Annotated in this window: 17 protein-coding genes and 2 pseudogenes; 4 read left to right on the top strand and 15 right to left on the bottom strand. The window is 68.6% G+C overall.

What is annotated here, in order from left to right:
• From A5652_RS01350 to uvrC, 5 genes and pseudogenes are all read right to left on the bottom strand, one after another.
• Positions 1–748, bottom strand: a 748-nt coding sequence (locus A5652_RS01350) for a wax ester/triacylglycerol synthase family O-acyltransferase (RefSeq protein WP_197513694.1), incomplete at its 3' end; no start/stop codon positions are given.
• Positions 749–812: 64 nt separating this feature from the next.
• Positions 813–1,790 carry a DNA-binding protein WhiA gene (whiA, locus tag A5652_RS01345; protein WP_067102332.1) on the bottom strand — a complete coding sequence of 326 codons (978 nt, stop codon included), beginning with the start codon at positions 1,788–1,790 and terminating at the stop codon, positions 813–815.
• Entirely contained in the window at positions 1,787–2,848 is a 1,062-nt protein-coding gene (gene yvcK, locus A5652_RS01340) for a uridine diphosphate-N-acetylglucosamine-binding protein YvcK (protein WP_156745086.1), read from the bottom strand. The genes whiA and yvcK overlap by 4 nt, the downstream gene beginning before the upstream one ends.
• A gap of 8 nt (positions 2,849–2,856) precedes the next feature.
• Positions 2,857–3,777 carry an RNase adapter RapZ gene (gene rapZ, locus A5652_RS01335; protein ID WP_067345840.1) on the bottom strand — a complete coding sequence of 307 codons (921 nt, stop codon included), beginning with the start codon at positions 3,775–3,777 and terminating at the stop codon, positions 2,857–2,859.
• Positions 3,774–5,722 (bottom strand): annotated as a pseudogene (gene uvrC, locus A5652_RS01330) (excinuclease ABC subunit UvrC). Before uvrC ends, rapZ begins: the two are co-directional and overlap by 4 nt.
• 112 nt (positions 5,723–5,834) lie before the next feature.
• Between uvrC and A5652_RS01325 the strand changes: the two are divergent.
• A complete protein-coding gene (locus A5652_RS01325) occupies positions 5,835–6,173 on the top strand; it encodes a hemophore-related protein (protein WP_067345837.1) in 339 nt (112 codons plus the stop codon).
• A gap of 30 nt (positions 6,174–6,203) precedes the next feature.
• On the opposite strand, the gene A5652_RS01320 is transcribed toward A5652_RS01325, so the two are convergent.
• Genes A5652_RS01320 through A5652_RS01305 form a run of 4 tightly spaced genes read right to left on the bottom strand, consistent with a single transcriptional unit; the run spans position 6,204 to position 9,120 of the window.
• A complete protein-coding gene (locus tag A5652_RS01320; RefSeq protein WP_067345834.1) occupies positions 6,204–6,881 on the bottom strand; it encodes a hypothetical protein in 678 nt (225 codons plus the stop codon).
• A gap of 18 nt (positions 6,882–6,899) precedes the next feature.
• Positions 6,900–7,367 (bottom strand): PH domain-containing protein, encoded by a 468-nt coding sequence (locus A5652_RS01315; protein WP_067345831.1) that lies wholly within the window; start codon positions 7,365–7,367, stop codon positions 6,900–6,902.
• The gene (gene ribH / locus A5652_RS01310) at positions 7,364–7,846 is read right to left on the bottom strand and encodes a 6,7-dimethyl-8-ribityllumazine synthase (protein ID WP_067345828.1); all 483 of its coding nucleotides are present in this window, start codon (positions 7,844–7,846) and stop codon (positions 7,364–7,366) included. Before ribH ends, A5652_RS01315 begins: the two co-directional genes overlap by 4 nt.
• Complete coding sequence (locus A5652_RS01305) at positions 7,843–9,120, bottom strand: bifunctional 3,4-dihydroxy-2-butanone-4-phosphate synthase/GTP cyclohydrolase II (RefSeq protein WP_067345855.1); 1,278 nt, start codon at positions 9,118–9,120, stop codon at positions 7,843–7,845. Before A5652_RS01305 ends, ribH begins: the two co-directional genes overlap by 4 nt.
• A gap of 611 nt (positions 9,121–9,731) precedes the next feature.
• On the opposite strand from A5652_RS01305, the gene A5652_RS26265 reads away from it, so the two are divergent.
• Positions 9,732–10,103, top strand: a complete 372-nt coding sequence (locus A5652_RS26265) for a hypothetical protein (RefSeq protein ID WP_197513692.1) — start codon at positions 9,732–9,734, stop codon at positions 10,101–10,103.
• Between the two features lie 58 nt (positions 10,104–10,161).
• Here A5652_RS26265 and A5652_RS01300 read toward each other — a convergent pair whose 3' ends face one another.
• The gene (locus A5652_RS01300; protein ID WP_067345851.1) at positions 10,162–10,767 is read right to left on the bottom strand and encodes a riboflavin synthase; all 606 of its coding nucleotides are present in this window, start codon (positions 10,765–10,767) and stop codon (positions 10,162–10,164) included.
• A 117-nt stretch (positions 10,768–10,884) separates the two neighbouring features.
• On the opposite strand from A5652_RS01300, the gene A5652_RS01295 reads away from it, so the two are divergent.
• Both A5652_RS01295 and A5652_RS01290 read left to right on the top strand, forming a co-directional pair.
• On the top strand, positions 10,885–11,592 hold the full coding sequence (locus A5652_RS01295) for an LppX_LprAFG lipoprotein (RefSeq protein ID WP_067345824.1): 708 nt from the start codon (positions 10,885–10,887) through the stop codon (positions 11,590–11,592).
• Positions 11,589–13,169 (top strand): MFS transporter, encoded by a 1,581-nt coding sequence (locus A5652_RS01290; protein WP_067345820.1) that lies wholly within the window; start codon positions 11,589–11,591, stop codon positions 13,167–13,169. Before A5652_RS01295 ends, A5652_RS01290 begins: the two co-directional genes overlap by 4 nt.
• Here A5652_RS01290 and ribD read toward each other — a convergent pair.
• The 5 genes and pseudogenes from ribD to A5652_RS01265 form a co-directional block, all read right to left on the bottom strand.
• Positions 13,166–14,191, bottom strand: coding sequence for a bifunctional diaminohydroxyphosphoribosylaminopyrimidine deaminase/5-amino-6-(5-phosphoribosylamino)uracil reductase RibD (gene ribD / locus A5652_RS01285; RefSeq protein ID WP_067345816.1), 1,026 nt, complete (start codon positions 14,189–14,191; stop codon positions 13,166–13,168). The two genes, A5652_RS01290 and ribD, sit on opposite strands and share 4 nt — an antisense overlap.
• Positions 14,188–14,886 (bottom strand): ribulose-phosphate 3-epimerase, encoded by a 699-nt coding sequence (gene rpe, locus A5652_RS01280; protein WP_067345848.1) that lies wholly within the window; start codon positions 14,884–14,886, stop codon positions 14,188–14,190. Before rpe ends, ribD begins: the two co-directional genes overlap by 4 nt.
• Before the next feature lie 75 nt (positions 14,887–14,961).
• A complete protein-coding gene (locus A5652_RS01275) occupies positions 14,962–16,311 on the bottom strand; it encodes an RsmB/NOP family class I SAM-dependent RNA methyltransferase (RefSeq protein ID WP_156745085.1) in 1,350 nt (449 codons plus the stop codon).
• A 101-nt stretch (positions 16,312–16,412) separates the two neighbouring features.
• A complete protein-coding gene (fmt, locus tag A5652_RS01270) occupies positions 16,413–17,360 on the bottom strand; it encodes a methionyl-tRNA formyltransferase (protein WP_067345810.1) in 948 nt (315 codons plus the stop codon).
• A 439-nt stretch (positions 17,361–17,799) separates the two neighbouring features.
• Positions 17,800–18,135 (bottom strand): annotated as a pseudogene (locus A5652_RS01265) (class I SAM-dependent methyltransferase); the annotation flags it as partial.

Genomic DNA, 18,135 nt, shown 5'->3' with positions numbered 1-18,135 from the left:
CGCGGGCCAGTTCGACGCGGCAGCCGGTGATGCGCCGGTGCGGCGAGACCGGTGCGTTGAAGCGGGTTTTGGGCGCCTCGAAATAGCGCGGCGGCCTGCCGCGCACTCCCAGGGTGGCGATCTGCTGGCGCACGGTCTGTTCCATCAGCCGGGCGATTCGGAACGGCGTCTTGACACCGACGTTGATGAGCGCTCCGACGGCCCGCCGCTCCAGCCCAGGCAGTTTGAAACCCACCAGCGATCCGACCGTTTCCTGTTGCGGCGCACGCGGTTCCGGCGTGACATCCAACAAAATCTCACCCAGACCGGCGCCCGAGACCCCGTCGACGATGGCGTGGTGCATCTTGGTCAGCGTGGCCATCCGGCCGCCCTCGACGCCCTCGATCACCCACATCTCCCACAGCGGCCGGGAGCGGTCCAGCTTGTAGGACATCAACCGGCCCACCAGCTCCTCCAGCTCTCGGCGACCGCCCGGCGCGGGAACACCGATGCGACGGACGTGGAAGTCCACATCCAGCTCTTCGTCTTCGACGAACCAGGGTCGGTCCAGGCCCAGCGGCGCGCCGGTGACCCGCCACCGCAACTGCGGTACCTCCGGCAGGCGCTCGATCAGCAATTGACGGAGGCGTTGGAAGCTGTACTCGGAGCACTCTTTCGGGTCGCAAATCGCCAACGCCCCCACGTGCATGTGCCAGCCCGCGGTTTCTGCCGACCAAAACGCCGCATCGACACTCGAAAGCCGTTTCATCACCTGACCGTAGCCCCCCACGCCCGTCCCCACCAGCAAATCCCCAACAATTAGCGGGACGCGGTCAGGCGTCCTCCAGCAAATCCGGCGTGACCGCCGACTCGGTGTCGGGAATGCCGTCGACCTTCGCCTTGCGATCGGCCATCGACAGCAGCCGCCGAATACGGCCCGCCACAGCATCTTTCGTCATCGGTGGGTCGGCGAGCCGGCCGAGCTCCTCCAGCGACGCCTGCCGGTGCTCAACGCGCAGCTTCCCGGCCGAGGCCAGATGGTCCGGAACGGTGTCGCCCAGGATCTCCAGCGCCCGCTCCACCCGGGCCGCTGCCGCCACCGCCGCCCGCGCCGACCGGCGCAGGTTGGCGTCGTCGAAGTTGGCCAGCCGGTTGGCCGTGGCCCGAACCTCGCGGCGCATCCGGCGCTCCTCCCACACCAGCCTGGTGTCCTGGGCACCCATCCGGGTGAGCAGTGCGCCGATCGCCTCGCCGTCACGCACCACCACCCGATCGGCGCCACGCACCTCGCGGGCCTTCGCGCTGACACCGAGCCGCCGCGCGGCGCCCACCAGTGCCAGCGCCGCCTCCGGGCCGGGGCAGCTGACCTCCAGCGCCGACGAACGCCCCGGCTCGGTCAGCGACCCGTGCGCCAGGAAGGCTCCTCGCCACGCGGCTTCGGCATCGCCCACGCTGCCGCCCACCACCTGCGCCGGCAGACCGCGAACCGGGCGGCCGCGATTGTCGAGCAGACCGGTCTGGCGGGCCAGCGCCTCACCGTCATTGGCCACCCTCAACACGTACCGCGTGCTCTTGCGAATCCCGCTGGCCGACAACACATGCACGACCGCGTTGTATCCATAGAGCTCGAAGATGTCCTTGCGCAGCCGCCGCGCGACGTTGCCCAGGTCCACCTCCGCCTCGACCACGACGCGGCCGCCGACGATGTGCAGCCCGCCGGCGAACCTCAGCAGGGACGTGACTTCCGCCCGGCGCGCGCTGACCGATTTCACAATGAGGCGGCTCAGTTCGTCCTTGACTTCGGTCGTCATCGCCACGCGTCGTCACCCCTTGGTCCGCTGCCGGCCGGCCCGCCCCCGGCTCGTGGGCTTGCACCGTCCACCCGAATATCCGCGGCGGCTGTGACCGGAGACGCTCCCGGAGCTTTGCGGGCCGCCCGGACCCCGTCCAGGGCCGCCGCGAGTTTGCCTGGATCATGTAAAGGTGTACCAGGTCTGGCCACGTCGGCGAAGTGGACCTCGGCCGAAAGCAGAGTGGCGGTGCGGCGCAGTTGATCGCGTTCGCGCTCGCTGGGCACCCGGTCGGCGTCGATGATGATGTCGTGCACGCTGAATTCCGGTGCGTGCTGCGCCAGCACGTGCAGATGACGCTCGACGGAGAAGCCCGCCGTCTCCCCCGGCTCGGCCACCAGGTTGAGCACCAGGGCGCGCCGTGCGGTGGTCGCCCGTAGCGCCGCCGCCAGTCCGGGCACCAGCACATGCGGGATCACGCTGGTGAACCACGAGCCGGGGCCCAGCACCACCAGATCGGCGGCCATGATGGCGTCGACGGCCTGCCGTGTCGCCGGGGGGTTGTCGGGCGACAGCCGCACGCGGCGCACCTTGCCCGGCGTGGTCGCGATCGCCACCTGCCCGCGGATCAGCCGGAACATCCGCGGATCGCTTTCCAGGCCGGAGACGTCGGCCTCGATCTGCAGCGCGATCGGGCACATCGGCAGCACCCGTCCCTTGACGCCGAGGATGCGCCCAAGCTCGTCGAGGGCGGCCACCGGATCGGCCAGCACCTCGGACAGGCCGGCCAGCAACAGGTTGCCGATCGGATGCCCGGCCAGCGCGCCGCTGCCGCCGAACCTGTGCTGCAGGATGGTCGCCCACAGCCGTCCGTGGGGGCTGTCAGATGCCAAGGCCGCCAACGCCATTCGTAGATCGCCCGGCGGCACGACGTCCAGTTCGCTACGCAGCCGGCCGGAGGAACCACCGTCGTCGGCGACGGTCACCACCGCGGTGACATGGGGAGTCAGCCGGCGGGCCGCCGACAACGTCGCGTACAGGCCGTGTCCGCCGCCCAGCGCGACGATGCCCCGGTTCATCGGCTCGGTCATTCGCGGCCCAGATCCCGGTGCAGCACCCGCACCGACAGTTGCGCTTCCCCCTTTTGGGCGTTCAGCAACTGCATCAATGCCTCGGCGATCGCAACGCTGCGATGCTTGCCGCCGGTGCAGCCGATGGCGACCGTCATATAGCGCTTGCCCTCCCGGCGGTAGCCGTCGACAACCAGGGATAGCAATCGATGGTAGGCGTCGAGGAACTCGGCCGCGCCGGGCTGGCTCAACACGTAGTCCCGCACCGCCGGGTCCTGCCCGGTGAGTGGACGCAATTCGTCGACCCAGTGCGGGTTCGGCAGGAACCGCACGTCCATCACCATGTCGGCGTCCATCGGCAGGCCGTACTTGAAGCCGAAAGACTCGACCGTGACGCTGGTCGTCGCGGCGACCGCACCGCCGAATGCCCGCTCGATGGTCTCGCGTAAGCCGCGCACCGATAGCGTCGACGTGTCGATGATCAGGTCGGCGGTGGCGCGAACCGATGCCAGCATCCGGCGCTCAGCGGCGATTCCCTCCGCCAGAGTCTGATCACCCTGCAGTGGGTGGCTGCGACGATTCTGTTCGTAGCGGCGAACCAACATGTCGTCGGATGCTTCCATGAACACCACGCGCGGGGCGATGTTTCGGGTGGCGAGCTCGGTGCGCACCGAGTCCAGATCGCCGGTGAAGCCGCGCGACCGCACATCCATCACCACCGCCAGCTGGGTGATCCGCGAGCCGGCGGCGAGACCGAAATCGACCATCCGGGTGATCAGCTGCGGGGGCAGGTTATCGGCCACGTACCAGCCGAGGTCTTCGAGCACCTTGGCCGCGGTACCCCGCCCGGCCCCGGACAATCCGGTCACCAGGACGACGTCGATACCGGCGGGGGCGTCCACCGGGTGACCGCCCGCGAACTCGCCTGAGCGCGTCACGGGGCGACCTCGGACTGTTGGGGTCGCAGCGCCTCCAGGACGGCGGTGGCGGTTGCCACCCCGATGCCGGGAACCGCGGTGATCTGGTCGACGGTGGCCTCCTTGAGGCGGGCTATCGATCCGAAATGGGTTACCAATGCCTTGCGGCGATGTTCTCCCAATCCTGGCACCGAATCGAGCGCCGACGCCGTCATTCGCTTGGATCGCTTGCTGCGATGGTAGGTGATCGCGAACCGGTGCGCCTCGTCACGGACGCGCTGCAGCAGATAAAGCCCCTCGCTGTTGCGCGGCATGATGACTGGGTCGGGCTCCGCGGGCACCCACACCTCTTCGAGCCGCTTGGCCAGGCCGATCACCGCGACGTCGGTGATGCCGAGTTCCTCGAGCACCGCGCTTGCCGCGTTGACTTGTGGCGCACCGCCGTCGACGACGTACAAATTCGGCGGGTAGGCGAAGCGGCGGGACTTTCCTTCCGGCGAAAGCATATTCGGGTCGTTTTGCTCACTCAGGTGGCGCGCGAGGTGCTGGTGCCTTGCCTGCCGTCCAACGCCGGCGAGCTGACCAGTTGGCTGTCCGCCTTGCGCGGATCCCGGGTGGCGAAGTGCCGGTAGTCCGATTTGCGCGGCAGGCCGTCCTCGAACACGACCAGCGATCCCACCACGTCGGTGCCCTGCACATGGCTGATGTCCACACACTCGATGCGCAGCGGTGCGTCGGAGAGGCCGAGTGCCTCCTGGATGTTCTGCAGCGCAGCGGATCTGGCGGTGAAATCGCCGGCCCGCCTCAGCTTGTGTTGCTGCAGAGCCTCTTTGGCGTTGCGCTGTACCGTTTCGGCCAGCGCTCGTTTGTCGCCGCGCTGCGGCACCCGCAGCGCCACCCGGGATCCGCGCAAGGCGGACAGCCAACTGGTCAGCTCGCCGGCGTTGGACGGCAGGCAAGGCACCAGCACCTCGCGCGGCACCGGGTTCGCCGATTCGTCTGCCGCCCCGCCTAATTCGGCCTGCTCACCGTAGAACTGGGTCAGGAACTGTTCGACCAGCTGTTCCTCACCGGAATCGCCAGGGTCGGCGGACTTTTCGACGATCCAGCCGCGCTGACCGCGGACCCGGCCGCCACGGACGTGGAACACCTGCACCGCGGCCTCGAGCTCGTCGTCGGCGAACGCCACTACATCGGCGTCGGTGCCGTCGCCGAGGACGACGGCCTGCTTTTCCATCGCCCTCTTCACCGCACCCAGGTCGTCACGCAGCCGCGCGGCCCGCTCGAAATCGAGCCGCTCGGCCGCGGCGTTCATCTGCTGTTCCAGCTCCCGCGCGAACCGGTCGGTCTTGCCGGATAGGAAGTCGCAGAAGTCGTCCACGATCTGGCGGTGCTGCTCCGCACTGACCCTGCCGATACACGGCGCCGAGCACTTGTCGATGTAGCCGAGCAGGCAAGGACGGTCGATCTGCTTGTGCCGCTTGAACACTCCCGCCGAACAGGTACGAGCCGGAAACACCCGGGTGAGCAGATCCAGCGTTTCCCGGATGGCCCACGCGTGTGAGTACGGCCCGAAATATCGCACCCCTTTGCGGCGGGGGCCGCGATAGACCATCAGCCGCGGGAACTCCTCGTTGAGGGTCACCGCCAGCACCGGATAGGTCTTGTCGTCGCGATAGCGGACGTTGAACCGCGGGTCGAACTCTTTTATCCAGTTGTATTCGAGCTGCAGCGCCTCGACTTCGGTGTTGACCACCGTCCACTCGACCTTGGCCGCGGTGGTCACCATCTGCCGGGTTCGTGGGTGCAGGCTGGAGATGTCGGCGAAGTATGACGTCAGCCGGCTGCGCAGGCTCTTGGCCTTACCGACGTAGATGACTCGCCCGTGCGGATCCCGGAATCGGTAGACGCCAGGCTCGACCGGGATGGACCCGGGCGCGGGGCGGTAGGTGGCGGGATCGGGCACAGATCCAGGCTAGTGGTCGCCGGCGCGGTGCCCAGAAAGGCGGGGCGCGTGCGGGCGCCGGTCTACTGGCTCAGCGTTAAAATCGGGCGCAGAGCGATGGGGAATGCGAGAGATGACGAAGCGCTGGTCGGTCAACGTGGCCATCACCCTCGGTGGTGTGGCACTGGCGTCGACTACGGGGGCCGTGACCGCATCGGCCGACCCTGATTACGGTCCGATGGTCAACACCACCTGCAGTTACGACCAGGCGATGCGGGCCGTCCACGCGGAAAACCCCGGCGCCGCTCAGTACATCGACCAGTCGCCGCCGAACCAGCAGTTCTTGCAGCAGTACCTGGCCGCGTCGCCCGACCAGCGGCTGGACCTGCTGCACGCGATCGAGCACAGCCGGGGGGCCGAGCAGGCCCTGCCGATTCTGCAGCAGATGATGACGGACTGCGCTCGTTACTGAGTGCCTCTCCCGCCGTGGCCGGCCAGGTTCCTAGGCGGTACGACCGCTGATCTGCGCGAGGCGTTTCGACGTCCAGTCCGCCATGGGGAACCCGGGCTTGGCGTCACAAGCCGACAGCAGCAGAACCATGCGCGGCAGGGCCGCCAGCCCGTAGTCACAGGTCCAGCCCGGCTGGGTCATGGTCCACACCACGGCCGTGGGCGACGACGTATCGACGTCGCCGAGGTGCATCGACGATGACTTTCCGTCCCGGGTCATCCCGAACGCCTCGCCGCGGCACTGGGCGATGGCGATGAAACCGTCGACCACCACGTGCCGGGCGTCCAGCGGGTCGGCGTAGATGTCGACCGACTCGCCGTAGGTTGCCGGACCGGCGAAGCGGTAGGCGGACTCGGCGTGCTCAGACGCGCCGGGCGGCCGCAGCGGCGAGTTTTCGAACAGCACCGCCGCCTCGCAATTCGGGGGCTGGGCCGTGGTGAAGTAGTTGTCGCTCAGCGGCATCGCGGTCGCCGCTCCGAAAGGCGTGTCGTCTCCGGTCTGGAGCAGCAGGTCTTGCGCGCGGGCCGTCGGGTGTCTTAACGGAGAGGATGGCGCTCCCCCTGACTGACCGGACGCCCCGACCGCTCGTCCCCCCACCACAACGCTGCACCCACTGAGCGCCAGCATGGCGGCGACGGCGAGCGCGGCCGCCCGCGCCTGAAGTGCCATCGGCCGATGGTACAGCGCTCAGCGCGTCTGCAGGTCCGGTCGATAGCGCGCCAGCAGCGAGCGCACCGTGTCCATGGCGTCCACGGCGCGGCCCTTGTCAACGGCCTGGATGGCCATCACCGGAATGTACTCGTCATCGGGTAGGTCGATTCGCGCCCAGCGATGGCCCAGCGGAAACGACACGCCAGCGACATCAGGCCATTCGATCAGCTTGTCGCCCAACAGGTTTCTCACCGAAACACCGGCCGGTCCCACTCGCAGCCGCGGCCGCGCGAACAACAGCACGACGCCGGCGATGACCAGACCCAGCGCCGCGATCGCCACCTGATCGGAGGTCTGAAAGACCACCCCGGTGGAGCCCACCTTGAGCAGCACGCCCACCACGATGTGAGCCGCGGCGATGAGGAATGCCGCACCATAGGCGAATAACGGTGTGCGATGGGGACGCAACACCGCATCCCAGGTCTGGCGGTCCGGCGACGTCACGACCGAGCGCGCAAGTCACGCAGGGTGAGCGCGGCGGACAGGGCCGCCCCGGCCGCCTGGGCCCCCTTGTCCTCGGCCGACGCCGGCAGCCCGGCCCGGTCCAGGGCCTGTTGCTCATTGTCGGTGGTCAGCACGCCATTGGCGACCGGTGTCGAGGCGTCCAGTGAGACCCGGGTCAGACCCTGGGTTACCGCATCGCAGACATATTCGAAATGCGGTGTCTGCCCGCGGATCACGACGCCCAGCGCGACGACGGCATCGTGGTTGCGGGCAAGTTCCTGCGCCACCACCGGGATTTCGATCGCGCCGAGCACGCGGACCACCGTGGGGTCGTCGATGCCCGAGTCGGCGGCGACTTTGCGTGCGCCGTCGAGCAGCGCGTCGCAGATTTCGCTGTGCCAGGTGCTTGCCACGATGCCGAGCCGCACACCAGAAGCGTCAAGCGCCGGCATCTCCGGCACTCCGGCGCCACCACTCACAGAGCACCGCCGAATTCACCTGGCAAATGGACGGATTCGTGAAAGTCGTCCAGCCCGGCCAGGTCGTGGCCCATCTTATCCCGCTTGGTCATCAGGTAACGAATGTTCTCCGCGTTGGCGCGCACCGGCAGCGGCACGCGCTCGATGATGTGCAGGCCGTACCCGTCCAGCCCGACCCGCTTGGCCGGGTTGTTGGTTAGCAGTCGCATCGAGCGCACCCCGAGATCCACCAGAATCTGCGCACCGATCCCGTAATCTCTTGCATCAGCGGGCAATCCGAGCTTGAGGTTAGCATCGACGGTGTCTTCACCGGCATCCTGCAATTGGTAGGCCTGCAGCTTGTGCATGAGCCCGATGCCGCGTCCCTCGTGGCCGCGCATGTACAGCACGATGCCGCGTCCCTCGCGGGCGACCATCGCCATCGCCGCGTCGAGCTGGGGCCCGCAATCGCAGCGGCGCGAACCGAACACGTCGCCGGTGAGGCATTCGGAGTGCACCCGCACCAGCACGTCGTCACCCTCGCAGTTGGGTCCGGCGATGTCACCGCGCACCAGCGCGACGTGCTCGACCTCTTCGTAGATGCTGGCGTAGCCGATGGCACGAAATTCCCCGTGCCGAGTCGGGATCCGGGCCTCGGCGATCCGGGCGATGTGCTTCTCGTGCTTGCGTCGCCACTCGATCAGGTCGGCGATGGTGATCATCGCGAGGTCGTGTTCGTCGGCGAATACCCGCAGTTCGTCGGTCTGCGCCATCGAGCCCTCGTCTTTTTGGCTGACGATCTCGCAGATGGCGCCCGCGGGCTGCAGCCCGGCCAGCCGGGCGAGGTCGACGGCGGCCTCGGTGTGACCGGGACGGCGCAACACGCCACCGTCCTTGGCGCGCAACGGAACCACGTGACCGGGCCGGGTGAAGTCGTCGGCGACGCTGGCGGGATCGGCCAGCAGGCGCATGGTGGTGGCCCGGTCCGAGGCGGAGATCCCGGTTCCGACGCCCCGTCGTGCGTCGACCGTGACGGTGTAGGCGGTGCCGTGCTTGTCCTGGTTGACCGCGTACATCGGCAGCAGCCCCAGCCGGTCGCAGATCGCGCCATCCAGCGGCACACACAGGTATCCCGAGGTGTAGCGCACCATGAACGCCACCATCTCCGGAGTCGCCTTCTCGGCGGCGAAGATCAGATCGCCCTCATTCTCGCGATCCTCGTCGTCGATGACGATGACGGCCTTACCGGCCGCGATGTCGGCAACCGCCCTCTCGACGGAGTCCAACCTCGTCATCTTTACTACCTCGCCGTTCCCGCTATCCGGCGGGAACACTGTCGAAACGGCTCACACGAGAAGCCCACGTGTTGCATTCAGTATGAACCACGGGGGCGCCCCCGTTATTGCCGCCGGCTCGATCAGCGGGACGGCCCCGGAAGGCGCTGCGTCGCCGAGCCGGTTGGCGGTGCCGACGGCCTGACCACCTCCGATGGCCTTGCAGTTATCCCGTAGTTGTGGAATTCACCGGCGACCCGGTGCCGGATAACGACGGTCGCCGCCGGCGTCGTCGCGTAATCGTTGCCGGGATCACATTCTCGCGCCCGGAGCCGCCCGCCGGTTCCACCGGCGGGCGGCCTCACACGACAAACCGGGGGGCCTGGGCGCTTTTGCATCCGGCAATGGCACACCCCGCAATTCAGCCTCGGGGTCGCCCGCAAACAGGACGCGGACGCGAGAAATGGTTTGTCGTCCTGCGATGCCGCCACCGGTGCCAAAAATAGGGCTATGACACGGCCGTATACACCGAAACCCTTTGCGCCAGATATGTGTTCGCTGTGCCGAATATTTGAAATAGATAAACGGCAAAAAAGGGTTTCGCGTGCATTATCCAGGGAAATACAGCCCGCATGAATACCAACAAACAAACACGGCCGTGGGTCCGCCTGTGCACCGGTGTGCTCGCGGCCGGTGGCCTGGGCATGTCCGCGCTCGGACTGTCCACCGGCACCGCTACCGCGGCGCCTCCGCCTGCACCTATGTATCACCACCACTGGTGCCCGGGCGAGCAGTGGGACCCGGGCTGGGGCCCGTACCAGAACTGGAACAACTGCCGTGACTGGGACGACAACAATTACGGCGGCCCGGCCGGTTACGGAGCCCCGCCGTGGGCAGGGCCGCCGCCACCCCCGCCGCCGTGGGCACCGTGGGCTCAAATCGTCTGGGATCCCCGCATGAACCACTGGGGTTACTGGGAAGGCCCCAACTGGCGCCCGGTGTAATCAGCCGAGCAACCTGCTGATCCCAACGAGGCCGCTGCCGCGGCGCGACGCGCCGCGGCTAGCGGTCTGCTTTCATCAACCGTTCGACATATTTGGCGATGACATCGACCTCGAGGTTTACCGGTGTCCCGACTGGGGCCCGGCCCAAAGTGGTCAATTCGCGCGTGGTGGGTATCAGCGAGACTTCGAACCAATCCCCCGGCTCGCCGCCCAGCCCGGACACCGTCAGCGAAATCCCGTCGACGGTGATCGATCCTTTCTCCACGACGTAGCGGGCTACCTCGGCCGGCATCTCGATTCGCACCACTTCCCAGTGCTCGGACGGCGTGCGGGCCACGATGCGCCCCGTCCCGTCGACGTGCCCCTGCACGATGTGCCCGCCCAGCCGGCTGTTGACGGCCGCGGCGCGCTCCAGGTTCACCCGGCTGCCGACCCGCAGTTCGCCCAAGTTGGACCGGTTGAGCGATTCGGCCATCACGTCGGCGGTGAATTGACCGCCGGGCAACAGCTCGGCGACGGTCAGGCACACGCCGTTGACGGCGATCGAGTCGCCGTGGCCAGCATCGGCAGTCACCACGGCGCCGCGAATGGTCAGCCGCGCCGCGTCGGAAAGGACGTCACGAGCAGTCACCTCGCCGAGTTCCTCGACAATCCCGGTAAACATCCTCATAGGCTAATTGCCCTCACGCAGGCTGATGAACAGGGCAAAGACCAGCACCCGGGCGACACCGGCACCCCGCGTTCACCTGAGCAGTCACCGGCACCCTTTACGATGCAGAGTATGCAGACCCGCCGCCGTCTATCGGCCGTCATCGCATCCCTGACCCTCGCCACCGCCTTGATCGCCGGCTGTTCGTCGGGCTCCAAGCAGAGCGGCGCCCCGCTCCCCGACGCCACGACCCTGGTCAAGCAGTCGGCCGCCGCCACCAAAAACGTGAAGAGCGCGCACCTCGTGCTGAGCGTTCAGGGCAAGATTCAGGGGCTACCGCTCAAGACGCTGACCGGTGACCTCACCACTGCGCCTGCCACCGCAGCGTCGGGCAACGCGACGATCACCCTGGGCGGGTCCGACATCGACGCCAACTTCGTCGTGGTCGACGGAACCCTGTACGCCGCCCTCACCCCGAACAAGTGGAGCGACTTCGGCAAGGCGTCCGACATCTACGACGTCTCGGTGCTGCTGAACCCCGACACCGGGCTGGGCAACGTGCTGGCGAACTTCAACAACGCCAAGGCCGAGGGCCGTGACAATATCAACGGGCAGAACACGGTCCGGGTCAGCGGAAACGTCTCGGCGGACGCGGTAAACAAGATCGTGCCGCAGTTCAACGCGACTCAACCGGTGCCGAGCACCGTGTGGATCCAAGAGAGCGGCGACCACCAGCTGGTCCAGGCCAATCTGCAGAAGAGCTCGGGCAACACCGCCCAGATCACCCTGTCCAACTGGGGCCAGCAGGTTCAGGTCACCAAGCCCCCGGTGAGCCAGTGACCGCGGAGACCGAAGCCCAAACCGGGCGCCAAACCGGACGCCGCGTAGCGATCAGCGCGGGTAGCCTCGCAGTCCTGCTGGGCGCCCTGGACGCCTATGTCGTCGTGACGATCATGCGCGACATCATGACCGACGTTCACATCCCGATTAACCAGCTGCAGCGCATCACCTGGATCATCACGATGTACCTGCTGGGCTACATCGCCGCCATGCCGCTGTTGGGACGCGCTTCGGACCGATTCGGTCGCAAGCTGGTGCTGCAGGTCAGCCTGGCGCTGTTCATTGTCGGCTCGGTGGTCACCGCGCTGGCCGGTCACTGGGGCGATTTCCACCTGCTGGTCGGTGGCCGCACCATCCAGGGCGTGGCCAGCGGCGCGCTGTTGCCGGTCACCCTCGCCCTCGGCGCCGACTTGTGGGCCCAGCGCAACCGCGCCGGTGTGCTGGGCGGCATCGGCGCAGCGCAGGAGCTCGGGAGCGTCTTGGGCCCGCTGTACGGGATTTTCATCGTCTTTCTGACACACGACTGGCGCTACGTGTTCTGGATCAACGTGCCGCTGACCCTCATCGCGATGGTGATGATTCAGTTCAGCCTGCCGTCGCACCAGCGAGTCGAGGAGCCCGAAAAGGTCGACCTGGTCGGGGGTGTGCTGCTGGCGGCCGCCCTGGGTCTCGCCGTGATCGGTCTCTACAACCCGCAACCCGACGGCAAGCAGATTCTGCCGAGCTACGGGTTGCCGCTGGTCATCGGGGCGGTCGTGGTGGCGGCGCTGTTCCTGCTCTGGGAGCGTTTCGCGCGCACCCGGCTGATCGAACCGGCGGGCGTGCACTTCCGCCCGTTCCTGGCCGCGCTGGGCGCCTCCCTGTTCGCCGGTGCCGCGCTGATGGTGACGCTGGTTGACGTGGAGTTGTTCGGCCAGGGCGTGCTGGGCGAGGACCAGGCTCAGGCCGCCGGGCTGTTGCTGTGGTTCCTGATCGCGTTGCCGATCGGGGCGGTGTTGGGCGGCTGGATCGCCACCCGGGTCGGTGACCGGATCATGACTTTCTTGGGGCTGCTGATCGCCGCCTACGGATATTGGCTGATTCACTTCTGGCGCCAAGACGTGATGGACCAGAAACACAACATCTTCGGGTTGATCAGCGTGCCCGTGCTGCACGCCGACCTGCTGGTGGCCGGTGTCGGCCTCGGCCTGGTGATCGGGCCGCTGACCTCTGCCGCGCTGCGCGTGGTGCCGTCCGCCCAACACGGCATCGCCTCGGCGGCGGTGGTGGTGGCCCGGATGACCGGCATGTTGATCGGCGTGGCCGCGCTCAGCGCGTGGGGCCTCTACCGGTTCAACCAGATCGTGGCGAACCTGACCGCCGAGATCCCGCCGAATGCCACGCTGCTGGAACGCATCGCCGCGCAGGGCACGCTGTACCTCAAGGCCTTCGCCCAGATGTACGGCGACATTTTCTTGGCCACCGTCGTGATCTGTATCGCGGGTGCGCTGCTGGGCCTGCTGCTCGGCGGGCGCAAAGAGCACGCCGCGGAGCCGGAAATCCCCGAGCCGCAAGCGGTCTCGCTGGGTGAGCGCTAGCCGCTGCGTGGCACCAGGCTGAGCACCAGGTCGGGTCCGACCCGGTCGATGCCGTCGAACTGCCAGCGCAGCGCCCGGGTGATCGTGGTAACCCCCACGTCGTCGACCGCGGTGACGGGGCCGCCCAACAGGGTCGGCGCGACGTAAGCCAGAATCCGGTTGACCACCCCGGCCCGCAGGAAGGCGCCCGCCAGGGTCGGCCCGCCCTCCAGCAGCACATCGGTGCGGTCCGACACGGCCTTCAGCACCTCTAGTGGGTCGTGCGTGCGGATCAGCATGGTCCGCGAATCGTCGTTGAGAACCTTTGCCTCCGAGGGTATTTCGCGCTTCCCGACGACGACTCGCAGCGGTTGCCGGTCGGCCAGTGAGCCGTCGGGCAGCCGGGCGGTCAACGCCGGGTCGTCGGCCAGCACGGTGCCGGTCCCCACCACGATCGCGTCGGCGGCCGCACGGCGGCGATGCAGATCCAGGCGTGAGGCCTCGCTGGAAATCCACTGGCTGGAGCCGTCCGCGGCCGCGCTGCGGCCATCGACGCTGCTGGCGTATTTCCAGGTCAAATGCGGCAGCCCGGTCCGTTGCTTGTGTAGCCACTCGCGCAGCGGGCCGCCGGTCACCTGGTCGGCCAGTACGCCGGAGTGCACCGCCACCCCGGCCTCCTCCAGCCGGGTCGCCCCACCGGCGGCCTCGGGGTTCGGGTCGGCGACGGCGTACACGACGGTGCCCACCTTCGCGTCGAGCAGGGCGTTCACGCACGGCGGGGTTCGGCCGTAGTGGTTGCACGGCTCGAGGGTGACCACGACGGTGCCGCCGGCCGCCAGACCACCGGCCCGCCGCAGCGCCAGGATCTCGGCGTGATCGCCACCGGCCGGTTCGGTGGCGCCGACACCGACCACCTCACCACCGGCGTCCAAGACGACCGCCCCTACCGGTGGGTTCGGGTAAGTGGTCCCCTTGACGTGATTGGACTGGTCAATCGCCATGCGCATCGCGGCGTCAAGGCTGTCGCCCGGCGAAACCGTCATCGACGCAAGTGCGGGGACGCGTCGGCGGCCTGGCGCCGCAACGCGTCGATCGCGGCCTCCGGGTCTTCCGCGCCGTAGACGGCCGACCCGGCGACGAAGCAATCGACGCCGGCCTCGGCGGCCTGCTCGATGGTGTCCTCGTTGATGCCACCGTCGATTTCGACCAGGATCGTCAACTCGCCGGCCTCGATGAGCTTGCGCGCGGTGCGCACCTTGCTCAGCACCTCGGGGATGAAGCTCTGGCCGCCGAACCCGGGCTCCACCGACATGATGAGCAGGGTGTCGAACTGCGGCAGGATCTCCAGATACGGCTCCAGCGGGGTTCCCGGCTTGACGCTGATGCCCGCCTTGGCGCCGGCGGCGCGGATATCGCGGGCCACCGCGATCGGATTCTGGGTGGCCTCGGCGTGGAAGGTGACGTTGTAGGCCCCCGCCTCGGCGTACGGGGGCGCCCAGCGGTCGGGGTCCTCGATCATCAGATGACAGTCCATCGGGATGGTGGTGGCGGCCAGCAGGCTCTCCACCACCGGCAGCCCGAGGGTCAGATTCGGAACGAAGTGGTTGTCCATCACGTCGACGTGCAACCAGTCGGCGCCGGTCACGGCGGCGGCTTCGTCGGCGAGCCGGGAGAAGTCAGCGGAAAGGATCGACGGCGCGATCAGAGGCCCCTTCGACGGTTCCGCATTGCAAGGCATGAGCGCCAGACTACTGAGGCGCGCGGCCCGCTTCACATCCGGCGCGCCCCCGGTTGACATCCGTCGCGTCCCCCGCTACCCCGCCTCGCGGCGTAGCGCGGCCGCGAACATCGCGTCGGTGCCGTGCCGATGCGGCCAGAGCTGCACGTGCGGCCCGTCGCCCAGGTCGGAGACGGGCTCGAACATCGGCCGGGTGTCCAGCGCGCTCACCGGGTGGCGGCGCAGCGCGTCGGCGACCACGCCGACGGTTTCGGCCAGGTGCGGCGAGCAGGTCGCGTAGAGCACCACGCCGCCGGGACGGGTCAGCGCAATCGCGGCGCCCAGTAACTCGCGCTGCAGCTTGGTCAACGTGGGCACGTCGGCGGGTTGACGGCGCCACCGGGCCTCCGGGCGGCGGCGCAGCGCCCCCAACCCGGTGCAGGGTGCGTCGACGAGCACCCGGTCGAAGGTCGGTTCCAGATCCGTGTGTCGCCCGTCGATGCGCAGCAGGTCGACCGGTAACCCACGAGTGTTCTCGGCCACCAGGTCGGCGCGGCGCGCCGCGGGCTCCACCGCGGTGAGCCGGAACCCGGACCCCGGGTGCTGCTGCACGCCCAGCGAGGCCAGCAGTGCCGTCTTGCCACCGGGACCGGCGCACAGGTCCAGCCACCGTCCTCCGTCTCCGTCGACCGACGCCAGGGTCAGCGCCCGGGCGACCAGCTGGCTGCCCTCGTCCTGCACCAGCGCGACGCCGTCGCGCACCGGCGCGAGACGCCCGGGATCACCGCCAGCCAGGTACACCGCGTACGGCGAATAGCGGCCGACCGTCCCGCCAACCGCATCGGCCAACTCGCCGGCGGTCAGTGCGCCGGCGCGGGCAGCCAGATGCACCTGAGGCCGTCTGTCGTCGCTGGCCAGTATCGCGTCGAGTTCGGTGGCGGCGGCACCCAGCGCATCGGCGAAGGCCTGAGCGATCCACCGCGGATGGGCATGCACGAACGCCGCATGCCCGATCGGATCCTGCGCCGCGTTCGGGGCCAGCTCGGCGACCCAGGACCGCTCGTCACGCCCGGAGATGGTACGAAGCACCCCGTTGACGAAACCCGCTCGCGCCGAGTCGAATTCGATTCCCGCCTGCTCGACGGTGGTGGACACCGCCGCATGTGCGTCTACCCGGGTGCGCAACAACTGATAAGTGCCGAGGCGCAGCAGGTCGAGCAGCACCGGATCGATGGCTTGTGGTGCGCGTCCCGCGGCCGCGCCGATGACGGCGTCGAGGAGGCCCCGGGTGCGGCAGGTACCGTAGGTGAGCTCGGTGGCGAACGCCGCGTCGCGGCCGGTGATTTCACGCTCGCGCAGCAGCGCGGGCAGCGCCAGGTTCGCGTAGGCATCGCGCTCGCTGACCGCCCGAAGCACGTCGAAGGCGGCGGCGCGGGCCGGATCCAGCGGCCGGCGCGGTGGTCGGCGGTCCCGTTGCTGGGGCCGACGGTCGCCCTGCCGCGGCTTGCGTTCCGGCCGGCCGCGCTGCGGTCTGTCGCGCCCGGTGCTCACGTCGCCCGCACCGCCGGGTCGAGCCGGGCGCCGCGCGCCCAGTCGACCGCGTTCATGAATTTCTTTCCGGGCGGCTGGATTTGGTCTAGCCGCACGGGATCGGAACCCGTGCCGACCCAGACGCTCTTGCGATCGACGTGAATAGCACCCGGCGGCAACGGTTCTGCTGGCCCGGTTACAGCGGGGGCCTGGGAAACCTGCACCGGCCCCAGTTTGACGCGCAGATCGCCGATCAGCGTCCAGGCGCCGGGATTGGGCGTGACGGCGCGGATGCGCCGATCGACGACCAGCGCAGGCAGATCCCAGCGCACCCGGGCCTGCTCGACGCTGACCTTGGGCGCGATGCTGACCCCGTCGGCGGGTTGCGGCACCGGCGTCAGCGTTCCGTCGGCGATGCCGTCCAGTGTGGTCGACAACAGCGCCGCGCCCGAAACAGCCAGTCGCTCAAGCAGTTCCCCGGCGGTATCGGTCGGCCGGATCGTTTCGGTCACGACTCCGTAGATCGGGCCGGAGTCCAAGCTCGGCTCGATCTGAAACGTCGAGGCGCCCGTGATGCCGTCGCCCGCGGCGATGGCCGCCTGCACCGGCGCGGCGCCGCGCCAGGCGGGCAGCAGCGAGAAGTGCAGGTTGATCCAGCCAAGCGGCGGCACCGCCAGCAGGCCGTCGCGCAGCAGTGCGCCGTAGGCCACGACGGCGCAGCAGTCGGGTGTCAACTGCGAGAGCTCCGCGATGAATTCGTCGGAGTTCGGCCGTGATGGCCGCAGCACCGGAATGCCGCGGTCGAGTGCCTCGCGGGCCACCGGTGACGGCTCCGGCTTGCCGCGCCGTCCGGCCGCGGCGTCCGGCCGCGTCAGGACGGCGACCACCTCGTGCCGCGGCGAGTCGATCAGCCGACGCAGTGCGGGCAGCGCGGGCTCGGGGGTTCCGGCGAAGACGAGACGCACCGGCCCAGTCTAGGAAGCGGCGCACGCGCGCCCGACCCGCCCGAGCCCCCGGAATGTGCGTGCGTATACTATTGCCTATGGCTATTATTTCTGGCAGCCATTAACTCGGTGCGCCGCACCACCAAACCCACTGTCGACAACGAGGTCGAACGACCACCCTTCCCCCTGCAGGAGGTCTGCATGACCATCGACACCCCGATCAACGATTCATCGGTGGCCGCCACGCATCGCACGGTATGGGCGTTGGGCGACTACGCCCTGATGGCCGAGGAGGTGATGGCTCCCCTCGGTCCCGCCCTGGTCGACGCCGCCGGCATCGGTCCCGGCCTACGGGTTCTCGATGTCGCCGCCGGCTCCGGCAACATCTCACTGCCGGCGGCCGCGACCGGCGCCGCCGTGGTATCCACGGACCTCACCCCGGAGCTGCTGCGCCGGTCGCAAGCGCGGGCGAAGGCACGGGGTGCGACAGGCTCGGGCGGTAGGGGCGAATGGTGGCCAGCATCCGGCCGAAGAATCCTTCGGGGGTCCAGCTGATCACGCCGATCGTGCCGCCCGGTCGGCAGACCCGGACCAGTTCGGCGGCGGCGCGCGGCTGGTCGGGGGCGAACTGCACGCCGATCGCGGACATGACGACGTCGAACTCGCCGTCACCGAACGGCAGCGCCTGCGCGTTGGCCTCCCGGTAGTCGATCGCCAAGCCCCGTGCCTTCGCCCGCGCTTGCGACCGGCGCAGCAGCTCCGGGGTGAGGTCCGTGGATACCACGGCGGCGCCGGT

The sequence above is a fragment of the Mycobacterium sp. 1165178.9 genome (assembly GCF_001673555.1).
Taxonomy (GTDB): Bacteria; Actinomycetota; Actinomycetes; order Mycobacteriales; family Mycobacteriaceae; genus Mycobacterium.
This window is presented reverse-complemented; position numbering and strand designations above follow the sequence as displayed.